This is a genomic window from Streptomyces sp. NPDC041968 (genome assembly GCF_055589025.1).
Genome location: NZ_JBVJCB010000003.1, coordinates 275,305 through 297,420, shown reverse-complemented (window position 1 = coordinate 297,420; position 22,116 = coordinate 275,305). Strand labels below are relative to the sequence as shown.

21 protein-coding genes are annotated in these 22,116 nt (G+C 71.8%); 10 read left to right on the top strand and 11 right to left on the bottom strand.

Features of this window, described 5'->3' with window-relative positions:
• Window positions 1–104 precede the first annotated feature (104 nt).
• Complete coding sequence (locus ACZ6EG_RS09460) at window positions 105–572, bottom strand: SseB family protein (protein ID WP_469603027.1); 468 nt, start codon at window positions 570–572, stop codon at window positions 105–107.
• A 162-nt stretch (window positions 573–734) separates the two neighbouring features.
• On the opposite strand from ACZ6EG_RS09460, the gene ACZ6EG_RS09455 reads away from it, so the two are divergent.
• From ACZ6EG_RS09455 to ACZ6EG_RS09440, 4 genes are all read left to right on the top strand, one after another.
• Window positions 735–2,561, top strand: a complete 1,827-nt coding sequence (locus ACZ6EG_RS09455) for an acyl-CoA dehydrogenase (protein ID WP_391970921.1) — start codon at window positions 735–737, stop codon at window positions 2,559–2,561.
• Between the two features lie 98 nt (window positions 2,562–2,659).
• Entirely contained in the window at window positions 2,660–3,958 is a 1,299-nt protein-coding gene (locus ACZ6EG_RS09450; RefSeq protein ID WP_391970881.1) for a M18 family aminopeptidase, read from the top strand.
• A gap of 125 nt (window positions 3,959–4,083) precedes the next feature.
• The gene (locus ACZ6EG_RS09445; RefSeq protein WP_356602510.1) at window positions 4,084–4,329 is read left to right on the top strand and encodes a DUF6458 family protein; all 246 of its coding nucleotides are present in this window, start codon (window positions 4,084–4,086) and stop codon (window positions 4,327–4,329) included.
• A gap of 173 nt (window positions 4,330–4,502) precedes the next feature.
• Window positions 4,503–5,030: an LURP-one-related/scramblase family protein gene (locus ACZ6EG_RS09440; protein WP_384689724.1), complete on the top strand. Its 528-nt coding sequence runs from the start codon at window positions 4,503–4,505 to the stop codon at window positions 5,028–5,030.
• A 60-nt stretch (window positions 5,031–5,090) separates the two neighbouring features.
• Here the strand turns inward: ACZ6EG_RS09440 and ACZ6EG_RS09435 are convergent, their stop codons facing one another.
• On the bottom strand, window positions 5,091–5,885 hold the full coding sequence (locus ACZ6EG_RS09435) for a carbon-nitrogen family hydrolase (protein ID WP_391970882.1): 795 nt from the start codon (window positions 5,883–5,885) through the stop codon (window positions 5,091–5,093).
• Window positions 5,886–6,105: 220 nt separating this feature from the next.
• Between ACZ6EG_RS09435 and ACZ6EG_RS09430 the strand changes: the two genes are divergently transcribed.
• Window positions 6,106–6,930 (top strand): maleylpyruvate isomerase family mycothiol-dependent enzyme, encoded by an 825-nt coding sequence (locus tag ACZ6EG_RS09430; protein ID WP_391970883.1) that lies wholly within the window; start codon window positions 6,106–6,108, stop codon window positions 6,928–6,930.
• Window positions 6,931–6,991: 61 nt separating this feature from the next.
• Here ACZ6EG_RS09430 and ACZ6EG_RS09425 read toward each other — a convergent pair whose 3' ends face one another.
• The gene (locus tag ACZ6EG_RS09425; RefSeq protein ID WP_391970884.1) at window positions 6,992–8,290 is read right to left on the bottom strand and encodes an MFS transporter; all 1,299 of its coding nucleotides are present in this window, start codon (window positions 8,288–8,290) and stop codon (window positions 6,992–6,994) included.
• Window positions 8,287–8,937, bottom strand: coding sequence for a GntR family transcriptional regulator (locus ACZ6EG_RS09420; protein ID WP_391970885.1), 651 nt, complete (start codon window positions 8,935–8,937; stop codon window positions 8,287–8,289). Before ACZ6EG_RS09420 ends, ACZ6EG_RS09425 begins: the two co-directional genes overlap by 4 nt.
• 218 nt (window positions 8,938–9,155) lie before the next feature.
• Between ACZ6EG_RS09420 and ACZ6EG_RS09415 the strand changes: the two genes are divergently transcribed.
• Window positions 9,156–10,127 (top strand): D-alanyl-D-alanine carboxypeptidase family protein, encoded by a 972-nt coding sequence (locus ACZ6EG_RS09415; RefSeq protein WP_391970886.1) that lies wholly within the window; start codon window positions 9,156–9,158, stop codon window positions 10,125–10,127.
• A gap of 66 nt (window positions 10,128–10,193) precedes the next feature.
• Here ACZ6EG_RS09415 and ACZ6EG_RS09410 read toward each other — a convergent pair whose 3' ends face one another.
• Genes ACZ6EG_RS09410 through pdhA form a run of 3 tightly spaced genes read right to left on the bottom strand, consistent with a single transcriptional unit; the run spans window position 10,194 to window position 13,867 of the window.
• Window positions 10,194–11,636, bottom strand: a complete 1,443-nt coding sequence (locus tag ACZ6EG_RS09410; protein ID WP_391970887.1) for a dihydrolipoamide acetyltransferase family protein — start codon at window positions 11,634–11,636, stop codon at window positions 10,194–10,196.
• A 10-nt stretch (window positions 11,637–11,646) separates the two neighbouring features.
• On the bottom strand, window positions 11,647–12,612 hold the full coding sequence (locus ACZ6EG_RS09405) for an alpha-ketoacid dehydrogenase subunit beta (RefSeq protein ID WP_469603524.1): 966 nt from the start codon (window positions 12,610–12,612) through the stop codon (window positions 11,647–11,649).
• Between the two features lie 16 nt (window positions 12,613–12,628).
• Window positions 12,629–13,867, bottom strand: coding sequence for a pyruvate dehydrogenase (acetyl-transferring) E1 component subunit alpha (pdhA, locus tag ACZ6EG_RS09400; protein ID WP_391970888.1), 1,239 nt, complete (start codon window positions 13,865–13,867; stop codon window positions 12,629–12,631).
• Window positions 13,868–14,190: 323 nt separating this feature from the next.
• Between pdhA and ACZ6EG_RS09395 the strand changes: the two genes are divergently transcribed.
• Complete coding sequence (locus ACZ6EG_RS09395; RefSeq protein ID WP_391970889.1) at window positions 14,191–14,847, top strand: response regulator; 657 nt, start codon at window positions 14,191–14,193, stop codon at window positions 14,845–14,847.
• Between the two features lie 252 nt (window positions 14,848–15,099).
• Window positions 15,100–15,279: a hypothetical protein gene (locus ACZ6EG_RS09390; RefSeq protein WP_469603016.1), complete on the top strand. Its 180-nt coding sequence runs from the start codon at window positions 15,100–15,102 to the stop codon at window positions 15,277–15,279.
• Window positions 15,280–15,386: 107 nt separating this feature from the next.
• Here ACZ6EG_RS09390 and ACZ6EG_RS09385 read toward each other — a convergent pair whose 3' ends face one another.
• Window positions 15,387–17,000: a protein kinase domain-containing protein gene (locus ACZ6EG_RS09385; RefSeq protein WP_391970890.1), complete on the bottom strand. Its 1,614-nt coding sequence runs from the start codon at window positions 16,998–17,000 to the stop codon at window positions 15,387–15,389.
• A 344-nt stretch (window positions 17,001–17,344) separates the two neighbouring features.
• On the opposite strand from ACZ6EG_RS09385, the gene ACZ6EG_RS09380 reads away from it, so the two are divergent.
• A complete protein-coding gene (locus ACZ6EG_RS09380) occupies window positions 17,345–19,003 on the top strand; it encodes a protein kinase domain-containing protein (RefSeq protein WP_391970891.1) in 1,659 nt (552 codons plus the stop codon).
• Between the two features lie 73 nt (window positions 19,004–19,076).
• Here the strand turns inward: ACZ6EG_RS09380 and ACZ6EG_RS09375 are convergent, their stop codons facing one another.
• Both ACZ6EG_RS09375 and ACZ6EG_RS09370 read right to left on the bottom strand, forming a co-directional pair.
• Complete coding sequence (locus tag ACZ6EG_RS09375; RefSeq protein ID WP_383650496.1) at window positions 19,077–19,619, bottom strand: bacterial proteasome activator family protein; 543 nt, start codon at window positions 19,617–19,619, stop codon at window positions 19,077–19,079.
• 139 nt (window positions 19,620–19,758) lie between these two features.
• Window positions 19,759–20,109 carry a hypothetical protein gene (locus tag ACZ6EG_RS09370; RefSeq protein WP_391970892.1) on the bottom strand — a complete coding sequence of 117 codons (351 nt, stop codon included), beginning with the start codon at window positions 20,107–20,109 and terminating at the stop codon, window positions 19,759–19,761.
• Between the two features lie 448 nt (window positions 20,110–20,557).
• Here ACZ6EG_RS09370 and ACZ6EG_RS09365 point away from each other — a divergent pair, with 448 nt between their 5' ends.
• On the top strand, window positions 20,558–20,800 hold the full coding sequence (locus ACZ6EG_RS09365) for a hypothetical protein (protein ID WP_469603011.1): 243 nt from the start codon (window positions 20,558–20,560) through the stop codon (window positions 20,798–20,800).
• A 276-nt stretch (window positions 20,801–21,076) separates the two neighbouring features.
• Here the strand turns inward: ACZ6EG_RS09365 and ACZ6EG_RS09360 are convergent, their stop codons facing one another.
• Window positions 21,077–22,060 (bottom strand): NAD(P)H-quinone oxidoreductase, encoded by a 984-nt coding sequence (locus ACZ6EG_RS09360; RefSeq protein ID WP_469603008.1) that lies wholly within the window; start codon window positions 22,058–22,060, stop codon window positions 21,077–21,079.
• Between the last annotated feature and the right edge of the window lie 56 nt (window positions 22,061–22,116).

The following is a 22,116-nucleotide window of genomic DNA, read 5'->3' as shown; positions in this document are numbered from 1 at the left end:
AGCGTTGAACTTCTTGTCACCTCGAACCACGAAAGCCCGGAGGGCATTCCCTCCGGGCTCACGGTGTCGGCGGTCACGTCCGACCGCCTGTGAGGTGATGGCGCCTAGCCGTACATCCGGCGCATGGCGAAATCGACCATCTGTTCGACAGCCTTGGCGTCGAACACCATCCGGTGCTCCCCCTCCATGTCCAGCACGAAGCCGTAGCCGGTGGGCAGCAGGTCGATCACCTCGGCGCCGGTGATCACGAAGTACTTGGACTCCTTGCCGGCGTAGCGGCGCAGTTCCTTGAGGCTGGTGAACATCGGGATCACGGGCTGCTGGGTGTTGTGCAGCGCGAGGAAGCCCGGGTTGTCGCCGCGCGGGCAGTAGACCTTCGAGGTGGCGAAGATCTGCTGGAAGTCCTCGGCGGACATCTGGCCGGTGGTGAAGGCGCGCACCGCGTCCGCGAGCGAGGGCGGGGACGGCTCGGGGTACAGCGGCGGCTGCTGCCCGTACCCGCCGGACATCGGCTGCTGCGGCGGCGCGTACTGCTGCTGCTGAGGACCCGCGGTCTGGTCGTAGCCGTACATGCCGCAAAGACTAACGAGTAACGAGTCACAGATGACCGACTCGGGGTTGCTTCTTATTACCGACGGGTAGCATCATCGTAGCTACTGCTTGGTACGCGCAGTCGGTATGTGTACAGATGCGAGGAGTCAGTGCCTCGCCCCTCTCTCAACGGAGCCGTCGCCATGGGGCACTACAAGCCGAATCTCCGGGACATCGAGTTCAACCTCTTCGAGGTGCTCGGCCGCGACAAGGTCTACGGCACCGGCCCGTTCGCGGAGATGGACACGGACACCGCCAGGAGCGTTCTGGAGGAGCTGACCCGCCTCTCGGAGAACGAGCTGGCCGAGTCCTTCGCCGACGCGGACCGCAACCCGCCGGTCTTCGACCCGGAGACCAACACCGCGCCGGTCCCGGCGTCCTTCAAGAAGAGCTACCAGGCCTTCATGGACTCCGAGTACTGGCGCCTGGGCCTGCCCGAGGAGATCGGCGGCACCACCTCGCCGCGCTCCCTGATCTGGGCCTACGCGGAGCTGATCCTCGGTGCCAACCCGGCCGTGTGGATGTACTCCTCCGGCCCGGCCTTCGCGGGCATCCTCTTCGAGGAGGGCAACGAGGTCCAGAAGCACATCGCCTCGATCGCCGTCGAGAAGCAGTGGGGCTCCACCATGGTCCTCACCGAGCCGGACGCCGGCTCGGACGTGGGCGCCGGCCGCACCAAGGCCGTGCAGCAGGAGGACGGCTCCTGGCACATCGAGGGCGTCAAGCGCTTCATCACGTCCGGCGAGCACGACATGTCGGAGAACATCCTCCACTACGTCCTGGCCCGCCCCGAGGGCGCCGGCCCCGGCACCAAGGGCCTGTCCCTCTTCCTCGTCCCGAAGTACGAGTTCGACTTCGAGACCGGTGAGCTGGGCGAGCGCAACGGCGTCTACGCCACCAACGTCGAGCACAAGATGGGCCTGAAGGCCTCCAACACCTGCGAGATGACCTTCGGCGACCGCCACCCCGCCAAGGGCTGGCTGATCGGTGACAAGCACGACGGCATCCGCCAGATGTTCCGCATCATCGAGTTCGCCCGCATGATGGTCGGCACGAAGGCGATCTCCACCCTCTCCACGGGCTACCTCAACGCCCTGGAGTACGCCAAGGAGCGCGTCCAGGGCCCCGACCTGGCCAACTTCATGGACAAGACGGCCCCCAAGGTCACCATCACGCACCACCCGGACGTCCGCCGCTCCCTCATGACGCAGAAGGCGTACGCGGAGGGCATGCGCGCCCTCGTCATGTACACCGCCTCCGTCCAGGACGAGATCCAGGTCAAGGAGGCGAACGGCGAGGACGCCTCGACCGAGCACGCCCTCAACGACCTGCTCCTGCCGATCGTCAAGGGCTACGGGTCGGAAAAGGCCTACGAGCAGCTCGCCCAGTCGCTCCAGACCTTCGGCGGCTCCGGGTTCCTCCAGGAGTACCCGATCGAGCAGTACATCCGCGACGCCAAGATCGACACCCTGTACGAGGGCACCACGGCGATCCAGGGCCAGGACTACTTCTTCCGGAAGATCGTCCGCAACCAGGGCGCCGCGCTGAACTCGCTCGCCGAGGACATCAAGAAGTTCCTGGCCCTCGCCACCGGTGGCGAGGAGCTGGCCGGCGCCCGCGAGCACCTGGCCAAGGCCGCCGTCGAGCTGGAGGCCATCGTCGGCGTCATGCTCACCGACCTGGCCGCCACCGAGCAGGACGTCAAGAACATCTACAAGGTGGGCCTCAACACCACCCGCCTGCTGCTCGCCTCCGGCGACGTGATCGTCGGTTACCTGCTCCTCAAGGGCGCCGCCATCGCCGCCGAGAAGCTGCCGACGGCGAGCGCGAAGGACAAGGCCTTCTACACCGGCAAGATCGCGGCGGCGAAGTTCTTCGCGGCCAACGTCCTGCCCGGCCTGACGCTGGCCCGCAAGGTCGCCCAGGGTGTCGAACTGGACCTGATGGAGCTGGACGAGGCGGCCTTCTAGCCCCCGCGGAAGGCCCCTCCACCATTCCCACACACCCTCACGAGGGCCCGCTCCCGCCAACCCGGGAGCGGGCCCTCGTACGTCGTTAAGGTGAACCCATGAGCGCACCGTCCCGCTTCCACCGCGGCCACACCGACGACCTGATGACCTTCCTGGCGGCCAGTCCGACGCCGTACCACGCCGTCGCGAACGCCGCCGAGCGGCTGGAGAAGGCCGGCTTCCGCCAGGTCGCCGAGACGGACGCCTGGGACGGGACCACCGGCGGCAGGTACGTGCTGCGCGGCGGCGCGATCGTGGCCTGGTACGTCCCCGAGGGCGCCGCGCCGCACACCCCGTTCCGCATCGTCGGCGCGCACACCGACTCCCCCAACCTGCGGGTGAAGCCGCGCCCCGACACCGGCACGCACGGCTGGCGCCAGGTCGCCGTGGAGATCTACGGCGGCCCGCTGATGAACTCCTGGCTGGACCGGGACCTGGGGCTGGCCGGCCGGCTGACCCTGCGCGACGGCTCCACGCGTCTGGTGCACGTGGACCGCCCGCTGCTGCGCGTCCCGCAGCTCGCCATCCACATGGACCGCAACGTGACGGCGGAGGGCCTCAAGCTCGACAAGCAGCGCCACCTCCAGCCCGTCTGGGGCCTCGGCGACACCGTCCGCGACGGCGACCTGATCGCCTTCCTGGAGGAGGAGGCGGGACTGGACCGCGGGCAGGTCACCGGCTGGGACCTGATGACCCACTCCGTGGAGCCCCCGGCGTACCTGGGGCGCGACCGGGACCTGGTGGCCGGCCCCCGCATGGACAACCTCCTCTCCGTGCACGCCGGAGTGGCCGCCCTGGCCTCGGTCGCGTCCGCCGGCACCGACCTGCCGTACATCCCCGTCCTCGCCGCCTTCGACCACGAGGAGACCGGCTCCCAGTCGGACACGGGGGCGGACGGCCCGCTGCTCGGCAGCGTGCTGGAGCGCTCGGTGTTCGCGCGCGGCGGCTCGTACGAGGACCGGGCCCGCGCCTTCGCCGGCACGGTCTGCCTCTCCTCCGACACCGGCCACGCCGTCCACCCCAACTACGCCGAGCGGCACGACCCGACGCACCACCCGCGCGTCAACGGCGGCCCCATCCTCAAGGTGAACGTCAACAACCGCTACGCCACCGACGGTTCGGGCCGCGCGGTGTTCGCCGCGGCCTGCGAGAAGGCGGACGTCCCCTTCCAGACCTTCGTCTCCAACAACTCCATGCCGTGCGGCACGACCATCGGCCCGATCACCGCCGCCCGGCACGGCATCAGCACCGTCGACATCGGCGCGGCCATCCTCTCGATGCACAGCGCCCGGGAGTTGTGCGGCGCCGACGACCCGTACCTGCTGGCGAACGCGCTGGTGGCCTTCCTGCGGCCGTAGGCGCACCGCCCGGCCGCGGCGTGGAACGACACGCCGCGGCATGGGGGTTGACAGCCGGGGTACCCGAACGGAACCGGATCGACCGGAAACCCGGAGCCGACCGGATCTACAGGGAGGCAATACTCATGGGCCTCGGCGGGTGCATCATCCTCATCGCCGTGGGAGCCATCCTCACGTTCGCGACCGACTGGGACATGCAGGGCGTCAACCTCGACCTGGTCGGTGTGATCTTCATGATCGTCGGCCTGATCGGTGTCGCGACGTTCAGCAGCATCGCCCGACGCCGCCGCGTCATGATGCCGCCCACGACCCCGGTCGTCGAGGAAAGGCCCCACATGCGCGACGGCTACAACAACGGCTACGGCGCCTGACACGGGCGTACCGGGCGTCCCGGGTCGTCCCGGCCGACCGGCCGGGCGGGTGACGGTCGGGGGCGGGTGGTCGGACCGGTGGAGCCCCTTGGGGCCCCCGCCCCGCCCACGGCACTCGGCCTGTCGGCCTACCGGCGGCGTTCGGCGACGCCCCGCGGGGAAGCGATCACGACATGAGATTCCTCGTGTACGACCGGCTCCTCGGCTTCGGTGACGACTACTGGATCGAGGACGACAACGGCAACAAGGTGTACCTCGTCGACGGCAAGGCGATGCGTCTGCGGGACACCTGGGAGCTGAAGGACACCCAGGGGCGGGTGCTCGTCGACATCCACCAGAAGATGTTCGCCCTGCGCGACACGATGGTGATCGAACGGGGCGACGAGCCGCTGGCCCGGATCAAGCGCAAGCGGCTGTCCCTGCTGCGCAACCACTACCGGGTCTCCCTGGCCGACGGCACCGAGCTGGACGTCAGCGGCAGGATCCTCGACCGGGAGTTCGCCATCGAGTACGACGGCGAACTGCTGGCCGTCGTCTCCCGGCGATGGCTGACCCTGCGGGACACCTACGGCGTGGACGTCGTACGGGACGACGCGGACCCGGCCCTGCTGATCGCGCTGACGGTGTGCGTCATCCACCTCGCGGAGAAGGAACGCGAGAAGGGCGACGGGGCGGACCGGACGGACGGGGCGGACGACTGACAGGCGGCGCGGCCGGCCGTCACGGGTGCGACGGACCCGTGGGCGCGTGCGCCGGTCCCGTCACCGGCGCGGCGCCGGCAGCCCCAGCATCCGGTCCTTCAGCGCCGGGAACTGCTCCCGGGTCCGCGCCACCTTCGCCGGGTCGAACTCCACCGTGAGGACCTCCTCGTCCCCTCCGGCCTGCGCCAGCACCTCGCCCCAGGGGTCGACCACGATCGAGTGCCCTGCCTGCGGAACTCCGGCATGTGTCCCGGCCGTTCCGCAGGCGAGGACGAACGCCTGGTTCTCCACCGCCCGTGCCTGCGCCAGGAGCGTCCAGTGGGACCGGCGGCGCTCCGGCCAGCCCGCCGGGACCACCAGGGTCTCGGCCCCGGCGTCGACCAGACCGCGGAACAGCTCGGGGAAACGGAGGTCGTAGCAGGTCGCCACACCGAGGGTCGTCTCCGGCAGACGGACCGTCACCAGCTCGTCGCCCGCGCCCATCAGCACGGCCTCGCCCTTGTCGAAGCCGAACCGGTGGATCTTGCGGTAGGCGGCGGCCAGGTCCCCGGAGGGGGAGAGGACGAGAGAGGTGTTGTAGAGGTGTCCGTCAGGGCCGCGCTCGGGCACGGATCCCGCGTGCAGCCACACGCCCGCGTCACTCGCCGCCTTCGCCATCGCCTCGTACGTCGGCCCCTGGAGCGGCTCGGCCTCCGCGTCGAACGCCTCGAAGGCGAAGGCCCCCGTGGTCCACAGCTCCGGCAGGACCACGAGATCGGCGCCCGCCTGCTCCCGTACCAGCGCCGCCGTCCGCCGACGGCGCGCTTCCACCGATTCGTCCTCGTTCACGGCGATTTGGATCAAAGAGGTGCGCACACTACCACCGTCCTGGCATTCGAGCCGTCCACTCAGGCCTACGATCGTCACACGAAAGCACTGCCGGGGTGCCGCACAGCAGCGTAACTTGGGGGTCCCTCCTGGCTCGAGCGCAGCCAAGAGTTGGGGGAGTCCCAAGACGCCCGCCGACCGCAGCCACCTCCCACTGGCACCGCCGCCGCAAACCGACCGTGTACCGACCGCCGAGGGGTCCCGTTCCGTGAGTCTGCATCCCACCCTCCAGCCCTACGCCGACGCCTGGACTCACTCCATCGAGGCGATATCCGAGCTGGTCCAGCCCCTCGTGGAGGCAGAGTGGAACCGCCGCACCCCCTGCCCGGGGTGGTCGGTGCGCGACATCGTCTCCCACGTCCTCGGCCTGGACTCGGAGATGCTGGGCGACCCGCGGCCCATCCACACGCTCCCGCGCGACCTCTTCCACGTCACCAACGACCACCAGCGCTACATGGAGATGCAGGTCGACGTCCGCCGCCACCACACGGCGCCGGAGATGACGTCCGAGCTGGAGTACATGGTCATCCGGCGCAACCGCCAGCTGCGGAACGAGTCGCGGGACCCCGGCACGAAGGTGCGCGGACCGCTCGGCACCGAGCTGACCCTGGAGGAGGCGATGCGCCGGCACGCCTTCGACGTGTGGGCGCACGAACAGGACCTGCGCACGGCCCTCGGCCGTCCCGGCAACCTCGACTCCCCCGGCGCTCACGTCGCCCGTGACGTGCTGCTCGCCGAGCTGCCGGCCGTCGTCGCCGAGCGCGCGGACGCGCCCCGCAGCTCCGCCGTCGTCTTCGACGTGCACGGCCCGGTGGAGTTCCTGCGTACGATCCGCGTCGACATCCAGGGCCGCGGCACCCTGGAGACGGCCCCGGCCCTGGGGCCCGCCGCCACCCTCACCCTCGACTGGGAGACCTACGTCCGCCTGGCGTGCGGTCGCGTGACCCCGGAGGGGGCGGCGGACCGCATCAAGGCGGAGGGTGACCCGGACCTGACGGCGGCCATCCTGCGGAACTTCGTGGTGACGCAGTAGCACGGAGCGGACGCCCGGCCCGGGGGCAGCGGCCCCCGGCCCGCCGCCCGCCGTCAGGTGCCTACACCGGCACGTGCACCGTCTCCACCCGGCTCGCGACCAGGCGCTCCCGCTCCCTGCGCGCCGCCCGCCTCCGCAGCCGCATGATCTGCGTGACACCGAGCGCCTGGAGCACGAAGACCGAGGAGAACGCGACCCGGTAGTCGTCCCCGGTGGCGTCCAGCAGCACGCCGATCGCGAACAACGTGGTCATCGACGCCACGAAGCCGCCCATGTTCGTGATCCCGGACGCCGTCCCCTGCCGCTCCGGCGGGTTGGCCGGCCGCGCGAAGTCGAAGCCGATCATCGACGCCGGGCCGCACGCCCCGAGGACCGCGCACAACACGACGAGCAGCCACATCGGCGCCCGGTCGGCCGGGTAGGCGAGCGTCGCCGCCCACAGGAGGGCCGTCGCGCCCACCGTGCCGAGCGCCAGTGGCAGCCGCGCCGCGTGGTGCCGAGCGATGATCTGGCCGTAGACCAGGCCGACCGCCATGTTGGACAGCACCACGAGGGTGAGCAGCTCGCCCGCCGTGCCCCGGGACAGCCCCTGCGCCTCGACCAGGAACGGCATCCCCCACAGCAGCAGGAACACCATCGCCGGGAACTGGGTGGTGAAGTGCACCCACAGGCCGAGCCGCGTGCCCGGCTCCCGCCAGGAGGTGGCGATCTGCCGCCGCACGTACGCGGCGCCCTGGTGCGGCAGCGGTCCCGGCTCGTGCCCCTCCGGGTGGTCCTTGAGGAACAGCAGCAGCAGGACGAACACGACCACGCCCGCCAGCGCGCTGCCCGCGAACGCCGCCGTCCACCCGATGCCGTGCAGCAGCCGGGCGAGGACGAGGGTGGAGACCAGGTTGCCCGCCATGCCGACCAGCCCGGCGAGCTGGGCGACCATCGGCCCGCGCCGGGCCGGGAACCAGCGCGTGCCCAGCCGCAGCACGCTGATGAACGTCATCGCGTCCCCGCAGCCGAGCAGCGCCCGGGAGGCGAGCGCCATGCCGTACGACGGCGAGAGGGCGAAGCCGAGCTGCCCCACCGTGAACAGCACCACGCCGATGCCCAGCACCTTCTTCGTGCCGAGCCGGTCGACCAGCAGGCCGACGGGTATCTGCATCCCGGCGTAGACCAGCAGCTGGAGGATGGAGAAGGTGGACAGGGCCGAGGCGTTGACGTGGAAGCGGTCGGCGGCGTCGAGGCCGGCCACGCCCAGGGAGGTGCGGAAGATGACGGCGACGAAGTAGACGGAGACGCCGATGCCCCACACGGCGATCGCGCGCCGGCCACCCGGAGGATCGCCCGGCAGCGCCGACGAGCCGCTCATCGGACCTCTCCCCGGGCCAGGTGCGAGAACCAGCCCACGTGCCGGTGGACCACGCCGACGGCCGCCTCCGTGTCCCCGGAGCGCAGCGCCTCCAGGATCTCCTCGTGCTCGGAGAGGGTCTTGGCGATCCGGTCGGGATGGGAGTGCATCACGGCGACACCCATGCGCAGCTGACGGTCCCGGAGCTGGTCGTAGAGGCGGTTGAGGATCTCGTTGCCGCCACTGCGGACGATCTCCGCGTGGAAGCAGCGGTCCGAGACGGCGGCGGCGGCGAAGTCACCGGCGGCGGCCTCCTGCCGCTGCCGGGCGAGCAGGCCCTCCAGCCGCTCCACGAGACCGGGCGGCGCGGGCACCGCCTTCCTCGCCGCGTGCTCCTCGACCAGCAGCCGCGTCTCCACCACGTCCGCGATCTCCTGCGCGGAGACCGGCAGCACCATGGCGCCCTTCTTCGGGTAGAGCCGCAGCAGCCCCTCGACCTCCAGTCGGAGCAGCGCCTCGCGCACCGGCGTGCGGGAGACGCCCACCGCTTCGGCGAGCTCTCCCTCGGTGAGCAGGGTCCCGCCCTCGTAGCGGCGCTCCAGGACACCTTGCTTGACATGGGTGTAGACGCGGTCCGCCGCGGGGGGCCGCTTCACTGCCGTGGTCATGCCGACAGGATAGATACAACAGGGACACAAGGGGGGGAGGGTCCACGATGCGGACGCGCGACCACCCGTGCGGGGACACCCGACCCTCTCTCCCTGCCGCCGTGCAACCATCCGTGCTATTCACGAGTCGCACAGACGCGACCGAAGCCGGATCGACCACAACTCGGGCGCGTCTCAGGGGATTTCAGACAATCGGGGTAATTGACTTGATAAACGACATGAAGCGCGCCCGCCTCCGCAGAGCCACCGCCGTCGCCGTGACCGGCGGTGCCGTGCTCGCGGCCGGAGTCCTGTCCGTCGCGCCCGCACAGGCGGCCCCCACGCACCCCGGGGACTACCGGGCGGTCGGCAAGGGCCTCGTCGCGCGGCACCTCACGGCCAACGCCAAGGCCGCCCCCGCCGTGCCCTCGATCGTGGCCAAGGGCGGCTACGTGATGAACAACGCGAACGGGGCGTCGCTCTACACCAAGGCCGCGGACACCAAGCGCTCCACCGGCTCCACGACGAAGATCATGACCGCCAAGGTCGTGCTCTCGCAGCCCAAGCTGAACCTGGACGCCAAGGTCACGGTCCAGATGGCGTACAGCGACTACATCGTGTCGAAGAACGCCTCCTCGGCCCGCCTGATCGTCGGCGACAAGGTGACCGTCCGCCAGCTGCTGTACGGGCTGATGCTGCCGTCCGGCTGCGACGCCGCGTACGCGCTGGCCGACAAGTTCGGCACCGGCAGCACCCGGGCCGCGCGGGTGAAGTCGTTCATCGGCAAGATGAACTCCACCGCCAAGAGCCTCGGCCTGAAGAACACCCACTTCGACTCGTTCGACGGCATCGGCAACGGCAAGAACTACTCCACGCCGCGCGACCTGACGAAGCTCGCGAGCAGCGCGATGAAGAGCTCCACCTTCCGCACGATCGTGAAGACGAAGAAGTACACGGCGAAGACGGTCACCAAGTCGGGCGGCACCCGCACGATGGCGCCCTGGACCAACACCAACACGCTCCTGGGCAGTTACAGCGGCGCGATCGGTGTGAAGACCGGGTCCGGTCCGGAGGCCAAGTACTGCCTGGTCTTCGCCGCCACCCGGAAGGGCAAGACCGTGATCGGCACGGTGCTGACCTCCTCGTCGTCCTCGCAGCGCGCCACGGACGCCACGAAGCTCATGAACTACGGCTTCGCCAAGCTGGGCTGACCCCCGCCGCCCCACGCACCGGAAACGGGCCCGCCGCTGTCGCGGCGGGCCCGTTCGCGGTCGTGTCTACGCCCAGGTGAGCAGGCGCTTGGGCTGCTCCAGGACCGCCGCCACGTCGGCGAGGACCTTGGAGCCCAGCTCGCCGTCGACCAGGCGGTGGTCGAAGCTCAGCGCCAGGGTCGTCACCTGACGCGGCTTCACCTTGCCCTTGTGCACCCACGGCTGGAGCTTGATCGCGCCGACCGCGAGGATCGCGGACTCGCCGGGGTTGAGGATCGGCGTGCCGGTGTCGACGCCGAAGACGCCGACGTTGGTGATGGTCACCGTGCCGCCCTGCATGGCGGCCGGGGAGGTCTTGCCCTCCCTCGCCGTCGACACCAGCTCGCCCAGGGCGCCCGCCAGCTGCGGCAGCGTCTTGGCGTGGGCGTCCTTGATGTTCGGCACGATCAGGCCGCGCGGGGTCGCGGCGGCGATGCCCAGGTTCACGTAGTGCTTGACCACGATCTCCTGCGCCGCCTCGTCCCAGGACGCGTTGACGTCCGGATTGCGCTTGATCGCGACCAGCAGTGCCTTGGCGATCAGCAGGAGCGGGTTCACCCGCAGGCCCGCGAACTCCTTGTCCTGCTTCAGCTCGTCGACCAGCTTCATCGTGCGCGTCACGTCGACCGTCACGAACTCGGTCACGTGCGGCGCGGTGAAGGCCGAACCGACCATCGCCGCCGCCGTCGCCTTGCGGACGCCCCTGACCGGGACGCGGGTCTCGCGCGCCGTGTCGTACGACGCCGCCGCCGGGGCCGGTGCGGGAGCCGCGGGGGCGGTGGCGGCGGGGGCCACCGGGGCCGCCTCGGGTGCGGGAGCCGGCGCCACCGCCGCGTGCACGTCCTCGCGGGTGATGACGCCGTCCGGGCCGGTCGGGGTGACCGTGGCCAGGTCGACGCCGAGGTCCTTGGCGAGCTTGCGCACCGGGGGCTTGGCGAGCGGACGGTCCCGGGTGACCGGGGCGGCCGGCCCGTGCCCGTTCATCTCCGTCTGGATCGCGGCGGACGCCGGTGACGCCGCCGGGGCCTGGGCGCCCTTGCGGGGGCGGCGGCGGGTCGCGGAGGTGGACACCCCGTACCCGACCAGGACGGGCTGGCGGCCCTCCGGCTTCTTCTCCTCGGCCGGGGCATCGGCCGGGGCGGCGGCCGGGGCCGGTGCGGCCGCGGTGTCCTCGACGGGGGCCTGCGCCGGCTCCCCGGCGTCCGCCGCGTCGCCGACGGCCACCGCGATGATCGAGGTGCCCACGTCGACCGTGGTGCCCTCGGGGAAGTGCAGCGCGCGGACCACGCCGTCGTAGGGGATGGGCAGCTCGACGGCGGCCTTCGCCGTCTCGACCTCGCACACCACCTGGCCGTCGGTGACCGTGTCACCGGGCTGGACGTACCACTTGAGGATCTCCGCCTCGGTGAGTCCCTCGCCCACGTCGGGCATCTTGAACTCGCGTACGGACCCTGCAGTCATCGTCGTCACGACCCTCTCCTCAGTACGCCAGCGAGCGGTCGACGGCATCCAGCACCCGGTCCAGGTCGGGCAGGTAGTCCTCCTCGATGCGCGCCGGCGGGTACGGCGCGTGGTACCCGCCGACCCTCAGCACCGGGGCCTCCAGGTGGTAGAAGCAGCGCTCCGTGATCCGGGCCGCGATCTCCGCGCCCGAGCCCAGGAACACCGGCGCCTCGTGCACCACGACCAGGCGGCGGGTCTTCTCCACCGACGCCTGGATCGCGTCGAAGTCGACCGGCGAGATGGACCGCAGGTCCACCACCTCCAACGAACGCCCCTCCTCGGCCGCGGCGTCCGCGGCCTCCTGGCAGAGCTTCACCATCGGGCCGTACGCGGCCAGCGTGAGGTCGGTGCCCTCGCGCACCACGCGCGCGGCGTGCAGCGGGCCGGGGATGGCCTCGGGGTCGACCTCGGCCTTGTCCCAGTAGCGCCGCTTGGGCTCGAAGTAGATCACCGGGTCGTCGCTCTGGATGGCCTGCTGCATCATCCAGTACGCGTCCGCCGAATTCGACGGGGAGACCACCTTGAGGCCCGCCACGTGCGCGAACAGCGCCTCGGGGGACTCCGAGTGGTGCTCGACCGCGCCGATGCCGCCGCCGTAGGGGATGCGGATGACGACCGGCATCTTGACCTTGCCCAGCGAGCGGGCGTGCATCTTCGCCAGCTGGGTGACGATCTGGTCGTAGGCCGGGAAGACGAAGCCGTCGAACTGGATCTCCACCACCGGGCGGTACCCGCGCAGGGCCAGGCCGATGGCGGTGCCGACGATGCCGGACTCGGCCAGCGGGGTGTCGATGACCCGGTCCTCGCCGAAGTCCTTCTGGAGGCCGTCGGTGACCCGGAAGACGCCGCCGAGCTTGCCGACGTCCTCGCCCATGATCAGGACCTTGGGGTCCGACTCCAGCGCGCGGCGCAGCGACTCGTTGATCGCCTTGGCCAGCGCCATCTTTTCCGTCGCCATGTCAGACCCCCTCGGCCTCTGCGAACGACGCCTGGTAGGCGGCGAACTGGGCTCGCTCCTCGTCGACGAGCGCGTGCCCGTCCGCGTACACGTTCTCGAAGATGGCGAACCGGTCCGGGTCCGGCATGGCACGGACCACTTCGCGCACCCGTTTGCCCAACGCCTCGCTCTCCGCCTCCAGTTCCCCGAAGAATCCCTCGTCCGCGTGGTGTGCGGACTCCAGGAAGCGGCGCAGGCGCAGGATCGGGTCCTTCGCCTCCCAGGCGGCCCGCTCGTCGTCGTGCCGGTAGCGGGAGGGGTCGTCGGAGGTGGTGTGGGCGCCCATGCGGTAGGTGTACGCCTCGATCAGCGCCGGGCCCTCACCGCGCCGCGCCCGCTCCAGGGCCCAGCGGGTGACCGCGAGGACGGCCAGCGCGTCGTTGCCGTCGACGCGGACGCCGGGGAAGCCGAAGCCCTGGGCGCGCTGGTAGAGCGGCACCCGGGTCTGCTTCTCGTTGGACTCGGAGATCGCCCACTGGTTGTTCTGGCAGAAGAACACCACGGGCGCGTTGTAGACGGCGGCGAAGTTGAACGCCTCGCTCACGTCGCCCTGGCTGGAGGCGCCGTCGCCGAAGTAGGCGATCACGGCGGAGTCCGCGCCGTCCTTGGTGATGCCCATCGCGTAGCCCGTGGCGTGCAGCGCCTGCGAGCCGATGACGATGGTGTAGAGGTGGAAGTTGTTGCTGTTGGGGTCCCAGCCGCCGTTGTTCACGCCGCGGAACATCCCGAGGAGATTGGTCGGGTCCACACCGCGGCACCAGGCGACGCCGTGCTCGCGGTAGGTCGGGAAGACGTAGTCGTCCTCCCGGGTGGCCCGGCCTGAGCCGATCTGGGCGGCCTCCTGCCCGAGCAGCGAGGCCCACAGACCCAGCTCGCCCTGGCGCTGCAGGGCGGTGGCCTCGGCGTCGAAGCGCCGGGTGAGCACCATGTCGCGGTACAGACCGCGCAGCTCGTCCGGGGTGATGTCGGCGACGTACCGGGCGTACTCGGCGTAGGCGGCCGTCTCGACCCGTTCGCCCTCGGGCGTCAGCAGCTGCACCAGCTCCGTCGCGGGGCCCTTGGTGGCAGCGGTGCGGGTGGTGCGCTTGGCGCCGGTGGTGCCGGCCTTCGCGGCTGCTGCGCCGGCCTTGGTGCCGGTGGTACCGGTCGCCTTGCTTCCGGCGCTGCGTCGCGGCTTGCGCGCGGCAGTGCTCTCGGTCACGTGTGCTCCTCCGTCGGTCCGGCCCCCGGGTTCGCCGGAAGCCAGTGCGGCTCACCTGCGGCCCGGCGGACGCACGAGGGTGGGTGCGGCCCGGTCGGGAACAGGCGTGACAGGTGCCCCGGCGAGCGCCCTGCGAACTGCACGTTACCCAGTGCTCCACATTTCTGTGAAACCCCTCCTGACCTGCGTTTTTACTCGGATTTCCAAGTAAATCGGCGAAGTGCGGGAGTTCTCCTGGTCACAGCCTCGCAGGGGGCCGGAACAACGGCACATTATCCCGGCCACCCCGGGCACGGGAAGAGTCGGTGTGTGACACTGACCGCGTGCGCGAAGACGGAAAAATCCGGGTATTCCTCCTCGACGACCACGAGGTCGTGCGCCGGGGGGTGCACGACCTGCTCGCGGGCGAGGCCGACATCGAGGTGGTCGGCGAGGCCGGCACGGCGGCCGACGCGCTGGCCCGGGTCCCGGCCACCCGTCCGGACGTGGCCGTCCTGGACGTCCGGCTGCCCGACGGCAGCGGCGTGGAGGTGTGCCGCGAGATCCGCTCCCGGGACGAGTCCGTCCGGTGCCTCATGCTGACCTCCTTCGCCGACGACGAGGCCCTCTTCGACGCGATCATGGCGGGTGCCTCCGGCTACGTCCTGAAGGACATCCGGGGCGCCGAGCTGCTGGGCGCCGTACGGGAGGTGGCCGCGGGCAAGTCCCTGCTCGACCCCGCGGCCACCGCGCGCGTGCTGGAGCGGCTCCGCGACGGCGGCGCGCGGGCCGACGACCGGCTCGCCCGCCTCACCGAACAGGAGCGGCGCATCCTGGAGCTGATCGGGGAGGGACTGACCAACCGCGCGATCGGCGAACGGCTGCACCTGGCCGAGAAGACGGTCAAGAACTACGTGTCCAGCCTGCTGGCCAAACTCGGGATGCAGCGGCGTTCCCAGGCGGCCGCCTTCGTGGCCCGGCTGCAGGCCGAGAACCGCTGAGGCGCGCGGACCGCCGCACCACGCCGCCGGCACCCCCGCCCGGGAGGTCCGGGACCCACGTCCCCCGTGCCGGGCGGGCGACGCGTGTCGCCCGCCCCCCTTGGCTCCCGCACAGCGGGGCCACGCCCTCCGACGCACCGCTCGCCGTCGGCCTGCTCCACCGCACCGCCCGCGGCCGGGCGGCCACCACCCTGCGCGCCCTGCCCTTCCTCGCCCCGGCACGTCGTGGCCGACGGCCGGATCCTGCCGCGCATGCCCAGGAGCTGCGGCCACCACCGGTGCGAGGCCCGTGAACCGGACACCGCCGAGCGGGCACGGTTCGGGCCGGAGCCGCGCCGGGTGGACAGTGAGCCCTTCGACCCGGTCCACCTGCGGATCGAGCCGCGGTCCGGCTCGGTGCACTCCGCGGACGGCGCCGCCGCACCCCGGTGACGTCCCGCGAACGCCGCGCGCGCGTGAGCCCGTCCAACGCCACGCGCGCGTGGAGCCCGTCTCCGGGTCGCACGCGCGCGTGGGGTGGGTTCCGCGTCAGCTCTTCGTCACTCGTCCCCCGGGTCGCCGCCGCCGCCCGGCTCGCCGGTCGCGCCGCCGTCGGTGCCGCCGGTCGGGGCCCCGGTGGGGTTGCCCGTCGGGTCGCCGGTCGGGTCGGTGGTCGGGTCGTCCGTCGGCGTCGTCGGGTCCGTCGTCGGGTCGCCCGTGGGATCACCGGTCGGGTCCTGCGTGACGCTCTGCGACGGCGTGTACGACGGGGTGTACGAGGGCGTGTAGTCCCCGTCGCCCGTGCCGCCCCCGCCGTTGCCCTGCTCGGTGCCCGGGTCGGTGGTCTCCTGCGTCTCCTCGTCGCTGGGTGACGAGGAGGCCGACTCGTTGCCGGCGCTCTGCGAGGTGGTCGCCGAGGGGCTCTTGTCCGTCTCGCCGCCGCCCTTGCCGCCGTCGTCGTTGTTGAGGGCCAGCGCGACGCCCCCGGCGATGGCGATCACCGCGAGGACGGCCAGTATCCACAGCTTGCCGCGGCCGCTGCCCTTGTTGCTGCGGCCCTCGAAGCCGCCGTCGTCGCCGCCGCCGTAGCCGTTCGGCAGGATCGGCTGGGGGATCTGCTGGGTGCCGGAGGCGCCGTGGTCGGGGTGCGGCAGCACCGAGGTGCCCGCGAGACCGGCCGCCGCGATGTGCCGGCCGTCGTGCGCGGTGACCGGGCCGGTGTTCCAGGTGCCGGTGTGGCCGCCCTGCTCGTACAGCATCTGCAGCCCGTACTGGACCAGGCCGCGCATCTCCTCGGCGGTCTGGAAGCGGTCGTCGGGCTCCTTGGCCAGCGAGCGCATCACCAGGCCGTCCAGCTCCGGCGGAGTGGCGTCGGAGACCTCGGACGGGGGCGTCGGGATGTCCTGGACGTGCTGGTAGACCACCGAGAGCGGGGTCTCGCCGGTGAACGGCGGACGCAGCGCGAGGAGTTCGTACAGCAGGCAGCCCGTCGCGTACAGGTCGGAGCGGTGGTCGACGGCCTTGCCGAGGGCCTGCTCCGGGGAGAGGTACTGCGGGGTGCCCATGACCATGCCGGTCTGCGTCATCGTCGTGGACGCGCCGTGCAGGGCGCGGGCGATGCCGAAGTCCATCACCTTCACCGCGCCGTTGTGCGTGATGATCACGTTGGCCGGTTTGATGTCGCGGTGGACGATGCCGTGCTGGTGCGAGTAGGCGAGCGCCTCCAGGACACCGGAGACGATGATCAGGGCCTGCTCGGGGCCGGGCGCCTCGGCGTTGAGGAGGAGGTCGCGGATGGTGCGCCCCTCGACGATCTCCATCACGATGTACGGCACGGATTGACCGCCGACGAAGTCCTCGCCGGAGTCGTACACGGCCACGATGGCGTGGTGGTTGAGCCCGGCCACCGACTGGGCCTCACGCGTGAAGCGCGCCTTGGAGACGGGGTCCTCGGCGAGGTCGGCGCGCAGCAGCTTGACGGCCACGGTGCGTCCGAGGCGGACGTCCTCGGCGGCGAACACCTCGGCCATGCCGCCCCGCCCGAGCCTGCGGGTCAGCCGGTACCGGCCGTCGCCGACCAGGCCGCCGTTGCCCCAGGTCTCCGGCGCGTCAGCCATACCGCCGCCATTCGCCTCGGGTTCGGACGGGCCCTGGGCGCGCTGCTGCTGTGCCATCAGTCCTCGCCGTCGTTTCTGCCCGCGGTGCGCGCGGTGTTGTTACGGTCTCCGTCGGCCACGCTACAGCCTCCGCGGTGGCCTCCGGTCCGAGATGGGCGCCGGGACCGGCATCGAGACGGACCGGTCATGAAACCCTGGTTCCGTACTGTCGTGCAAATTCCGTGTACCGGCAGTACGCCGGCTGTAACGCTTCCGCGACGCTTCTTTCGCGTACGGTCACGGAACGGGCACCGCGCTTGACGTGTCAGTGCCCTGGGGCAGACTTGGCCGGGAATAGCACTTTCGATCACGAGCGTGCGTGCCGCGGCCGACGGCGCCGACGCCTATGGGGGACGCAGACAATGAGCCAGGACGCCGGACAGGGCCGGTACGCGGGGCGGGCGCTAGCCGGCGGCCGCTACCAGCTGCGCGACTTGCTCGGCGAGGGCGGCATGGCCTCGGTGCACCTGGCGTACGACTCGGTCCTGGACCGTCAGGTCGCGATCAAGACACTCCACACCGAGCTGGGCCGGGAGCAGGCCTTCCGGGAGCGCTTCCGCCGCGAGGCCCAGGCAGTGGCCAAGCTCACGCACACCAACATCGTCTCCGTCTTCGACACCGGCGAGGACGACCTGGGCGGTCTGACGACGCCGTACATCGTCATGGAGTACGTCGAGGGCCGCCCGCTCGGCTCGGTGCTCGACGAGGACGTCCGGCAGCAGGGCGCGATGCCCGCCGACAAGGCGCTGAAGATCACCGCCGACGTGCTGGCCGCGCTGGAGATCAGCCACGAGATGGGCCTGGTCCACCGCGACATCAAGCCGGGCAACGTGATGATGACCAAGCGCGGCGTGGTCAAGGTGATGGACTTCGGCATCGCCCGCGCCATGCAGTCCGGCGTCACTTCGATGACGCAGACCGGCATGGTCGTCGGCACCCCTCAGTACCTCTCGCCGGAACAGGCCCTCGGCCGCGGCGTGGACGCCCGCTCCGACCTGTACTCGGTCGGCATCATGCTCTTCCAACTGGTCACCGGCCGCCTGCCGTTCGACGCGGACTCGCCGCTGGCCATCGCCTACGCGCACGTGCAGGAGGAGCCGGTCGCTCCTTCGTCGGTCAACCGCGCCCTGCCGCCGGCCGTGGACGCACTGGTGTCCCGCGCACTGAAGAAGAACCCCAACGAGCGCTTCCCCAGCGCCGTGGCCATGCGGGACGAGTGCCTGCGCGTCGCGGCCTCCTTCCAGGCGGCCCCGCCGAGCATCGTGCCGGGCTCGCCCGCGTCGAGCGGCGCGGGCGTCGGCTCCGCGGTGTTCCCGCCGGTCGACCAGAGCGGACCGGTACCCACGGGTCCCGTCCAGACGCCGTACCAGCCGACGCCGGCCCCGGGCCCGTACGGCACCCCGGCGCCCGCCGCGCACGCGCCCGCGTACGGCTACCCCCAGCAGAGCGGCTACCAGACGCCTGCCGCCTCGCCGTACGCGCCGCAGCAGCACCAGGGCGCGTCCACGCCACCGCCGTACAACCTCACGCCCGCCGCCCCGGCCTCCGGCTCCCCGGGCGGCGGCAAGAGCAACAAGATGGTGGTCATCGGCTCGATCGCGGTGGCCGTCCTGGTGGTCGGCGGTCTGATCGGCGCGCTGACGATGAACGGCGGCGGCGGGGACGACCCCAAGGGCGGCGACGCCACCGCCAGCGCCTCCGTGTCGGACACGCAGGCGGCGGGCTACCGCGGGCCGGACAAGACCAAGACGATCGAGAAGGACGAGTGCACCGAGCCCGAGGAGTCGTACAACGACCCCGAGAAGATCCAGGTGCCCGACTTCACCTTCAAGTACATCGGCTCGGTCAAGGAGTGCTTCCAGGCCGCCGGCTGGACGATGGAGGTCGTCGAGGTCGACGAGAACACCTACGGTGAGGGCTCGATCCGGGACCAGTTCCCGACGCCCGGCACGGACGTCGACCCGGAGGACATGCCGAAGATCCAGCTCAAGGTCTCGACGGGCAACCCGCCGTCGGCCTGATCCCCTCAGCGACAGGACGAAGGGCCCGGCGGCAGGTGCCGCCGGGCCCTTCGTCACATCGGTGGTGGGCTTCCTACAGGTAGGGGCCGCCGGAGCGGCCGCCCGGGTGGGGCGGCTCCTCGCCGTCCTGGCCGACGCCCGGCGGCAGTGCGCGGCGCATCTGCTCGAGCTGGGCGCGCGCGGCCATCTGCTGGGCGAACAGGGTGGTCTGGATGCCGTGGAACAGGCCCTCCAGCCAGCCGACCAGCTGCGCCTGGGCGATCCGCAGTTCGGCGTCGGTGGGGGTGGTGTCCTCCGTGAAGGGCAGGGAGAGCCGCTCCAGCTCCTCGACCAGCTCCGGCGCCAGACCGTCCTCCAGCTCCTTCACCGAGCTGGCGTGGATCTCCTTGAGCCGGGCCCGGCTCGCCTCGTCCAGGGGCGCGACGCGTACCTCTTCCAGCAACTGCTTGATCATGCTGCCGATCCGCATGACCTTGGCAGGCTGCTCCACCTGCTCGGTCACCGGGATCTCGCGGGATTCGTCATCCCCGCCGCCGCTGCTGAGCGCCATACCGTCCTGGCCGACGACCAGGATCTGGGGGTTCTCCGGCGACCTGTCGTTCCTCGGCATCTCCATGGCGCCATTGTCGCGCACGCGTCCGCCCCGGACGGGTGGTGCCCCCGGGGAAGAGCGACCTGACACGATCGGCGGCACCCGATATGCCGGTATGTCGGCGGGGTGTGAGGCTTGTTCCGTCGATTTCCGCCACTGGTTCTCACCGGGAGGGGGTCACGGGCGTGACTCCATGGCTGCGCACCCTGCGAACGACGGGGCTGGTGGGGGTTGTGGGGGTGAGCGCGCTGCTGTCGCCGTTCGGCACGGGGGTGGCGTACGGGTCGGGGGTGACGTACGGGACGGGGTTTGCGGCGGTGGGGGCGGCCGGGGTGGTGAGGACCACGGGGGTGGTCAGGACCGCCGGGGTGGTGACCAGCGCGGTCGCAGAGAGGGGCGCTGCGGCGGAGAGGCCCGCTGCGGCGGGGAGGAGCGAGGGGGTGGGGAGGGGCGGCGTCGCGGGGAAGACCGGCGTGGCGGACGGGATTGCCGTCGCGGGGAGGCCCGCCCTCACGGACGAGGCCACCGCCGTCTCGGAGAGGCCCGCGCCGGCGGACAGGGCCGCTGTGGGCCCTTCTCCCTCCGTGTCCGCTCCCGCTTCGGGGGCGGGGTCCGGCGGGGACGGTTCCGGCGGGCAGGGGGGTCACGAACATCCCGGGAACCACGACGGCCACGGGCGACCCGGGGACCACGACGGACAGGGCGGCTCCGGGGACGACGACGGCCGTGACACCCCGGGGGCGCGTCCCGGCTCCCCCTCCCCGGAGGAGCCCGGCTCGTCCGGCCGGCCGCCGTCCGGCCCGGCGGGCAGTGCGGCGCGCGGCTCCGGGTCGCCCTCCCCCTCCTCCTCGGCTTCCGGTGCCCCGACGGCCGGCCCGGACCCCTCCCGCGCCGGGAGCCGGCCGGGCGAGGGGCGCCGGCGTCCCGGGCGGCCCGCCGACCGGGAGCCCGAGCACGGACGGGTGGACGAGGTGTCCGACCACACCGTGGACGGCGACGGCCAGGACGCCTCCGAGGATCCGGCCGGCGCCCTGCCGCCCGGGAAGGCCACCGAGGTGCCGTCGGCCTCTCCGTCCCGGGACCGGACCGGCACCGACCAGGCCACCGAGCCCGCGCTGCGGGTCCTGCCCCTGGGCAGCGGCCTGGTCCTCGTCGGCCTCGGCCTGGCCCTGGGACTCGTCGGGCTGCGCCTGCGACGCGGATAGACGGCATCGCCGCCGGTGCCGCCACCCGGAACCGGCGGCGACGATGACGCCACCCGGCGCGGGGGCACCGGGCCCGCGTCCCTCGGCGCGGCCCGCCACCGTCGGGTCGTGGGCCCCTTCACACCGGCGCGTGGGCCCCGCCGCCCTCGGACCGGGGCCTCCCGGCGCGTGGACCCCGCCCCACCGGAGCGTGATCCACGCCCCACCGGAGCATGCCCCCGCCCTCTCGGACCGGGTACCGCGCCGGCCCGGCGAGGGCGGGGACCGAGCCCGCCGCTACGACGAGGTGACCAGCAGCACCTTCCCGATGTGTCCGCTCTCCTCCACGATCCGGTGGGCGGCGGCGGCCTCGCTCATCGGGAGTTCGCGGTCGACGACCGGGCTGACGTGCCCCCCGTCCAGCAGCGGCCAGACATGCTCGCGCACGGCCGCCACGATGGCCGTCTTCTCCTCCAGCGGCCGGGCGCGCAGCGAGGTCGCGCTGACGGCGGCGCGCTTGGCGAGGAGGGTGCCGATGTCCAGCTCGCCCTTCCGGCCGCCCTGCATGCCGATGATCGCGAGCCGGCCGTTGACGGCGAGGGCCCGGACGTTGCGGTCCAGGTACTTGGCGCCCATGTTGTCGAGGATGACGTCGGCGCCCGCGCCGCCCGTGGCCTCCTTCACCTCGGCGACGAAGTCCTGCTCCCGGTAGTTGATCAGGATGTCGGCGCCCAGTTCGGCGCAGCGCTCCAACTTCTCCGCGGTGCCCGCCGTCACGGCGACCCTGGCGCCGACGGCCTTGGCGAGCTGGATGGCCATGGTGCCGATGCCGCTGGAGCCGCCGTGCACGAGCAGCGTCTCGCCGGGGCGGAGGTGGGAGACCATGAAGACGTTCGACCACACGGTGCAGACCACCTCGGGCAGCGCCGCGGCCCGCTTGAGGTCGATGCCCTTGGGGACCGGCAGGAGCTGGCCGGCCGGGACGGCGACCTTCTCGGCATAGCCGCCGCCCGCGAGCAGCGCGCACACCTCGTCGCCGACGGACCAGCCGGACACGCCGGTCCCGACGGCCGCGATCCGCCCGGAGCACTCCAGGCCGGGGTGGGGGGAGGCGCCGGGCGGAGGATCGTAGAAGCCCTGGCGCTGCATGATGTCGGCGCGGTTGACGGCGCTGGCCGTCACCTCGACCAGGACCTCGCCCTCGCCGGGCACCGGGTCGGGGGCCTCGGCCCACACCAGCGCCTCGGGGCCTCCGGGTTCGGAAATCGTGATCGCATGCATGGGGGCGACGCTACTCCTGTGCCCCCGGGCGAAGGCGTTCACCTCGGTCCACGGGT

Coding starts and splice junctions, on each gene's coding strand:
- ACZ6EG_RS09460 (WP_469603027.1), bottom strand. CDS start 572: ATGTACGGCTACGACCAGACCGCGGGTCCTCAGCAGCAGCAGTACGCG.
- ACZ6EG_RS09455 (WP_391970921.1), top strand. CDS start 735: ATGGGGCACTACAAGCCGAATCTCCGGGACATCGAGTTCAACCTCTTC.
- ACZ6EG_RS09450 (WP_391970881.1), top strand. CDS start 2,660: ATGAGCGCACCGTCCCGCTTCCACCGCGGCCACACCGACGACCTGATG.
- ACZ6EG_RS09445 (WP_356602510.1), top strand. CDS start 4,084: ATGGGCCTCGGCGGGTGCATCATCCTCATCGCCGTGGGAGCCATCCTC.
- ACZ6EG_RS09440 (WP_384689724.1), top strand. CDS start 4,503: ATGAGATTCCTCGTGTACGACCGGCTCCTCGGCTTCGGTGACGACTAC.
- ACZ6EG_RS09425 (WP_391970884.1), bottom strand. CDS start 8,290: ATGAGCGGCTCGTCGGCGCTGCCGGGCGATCCTCCGGGTGGCCGGCGC.
- ACZ6EG_RS09420 (WP_391970885.1), bottom strand. CDS start 8,937: ATGACCACGGCAGTGAAGCGGCCCCCCGCGGCGGACCGCGTCTACACC.
- ACZ6EG_RS09415 (WP_391970886.1), top strand. CDS start 9,156: ATGAAGCGCGCCCGCCTCCGCAGAGCCACCGCCGTCGCCGTGACCGGC.
- ACZ6EG_RS09405 (WP_469603524.1), bottom strand. CDS start 12,612: ATGGCGCTGGCCAAGGCGATCAACGAGTCGCTGCGCCGCGCGCTGGAG.
- ACZ6EG_RS09390 (WP_469603016.1), top strand. CDS start 15,100: ATGCCCAGGAGCTGCGGCCACCACCGGTGCGAGGCCCGTGAACCGGAC.
- ACZ6EG_RS09385 (WP_391970890.1), bottom strand. CDS start 17,000: ATGGCACAGCAGCAGCGCGCCCAGGGCCCGTCCGAACCCGAGGCGAAT.
- ACZ6EG_RS09380 (WP_391970891.1), top strand. CDS start 17,345: ATGAGCCAGGACGCCGGACAGGGCCGGTACGCGGGGCGGGCGCTAGCC.
- ACZ6EG_RS09375 (WP_383650496.1), bottom strand. CDS start 19,619: ATGGAGATGCCGAGGAACGACAGGTCGCCGGAGAACCCCCAGATCCTG.
- ACZ6EG_RS09360 (WP_469603008.1), bottom strand. CDS start 22,060: ATGCATGCGATCACGATTTCCGAACCCGGAGGCCCCGAGGCGCTGGTG.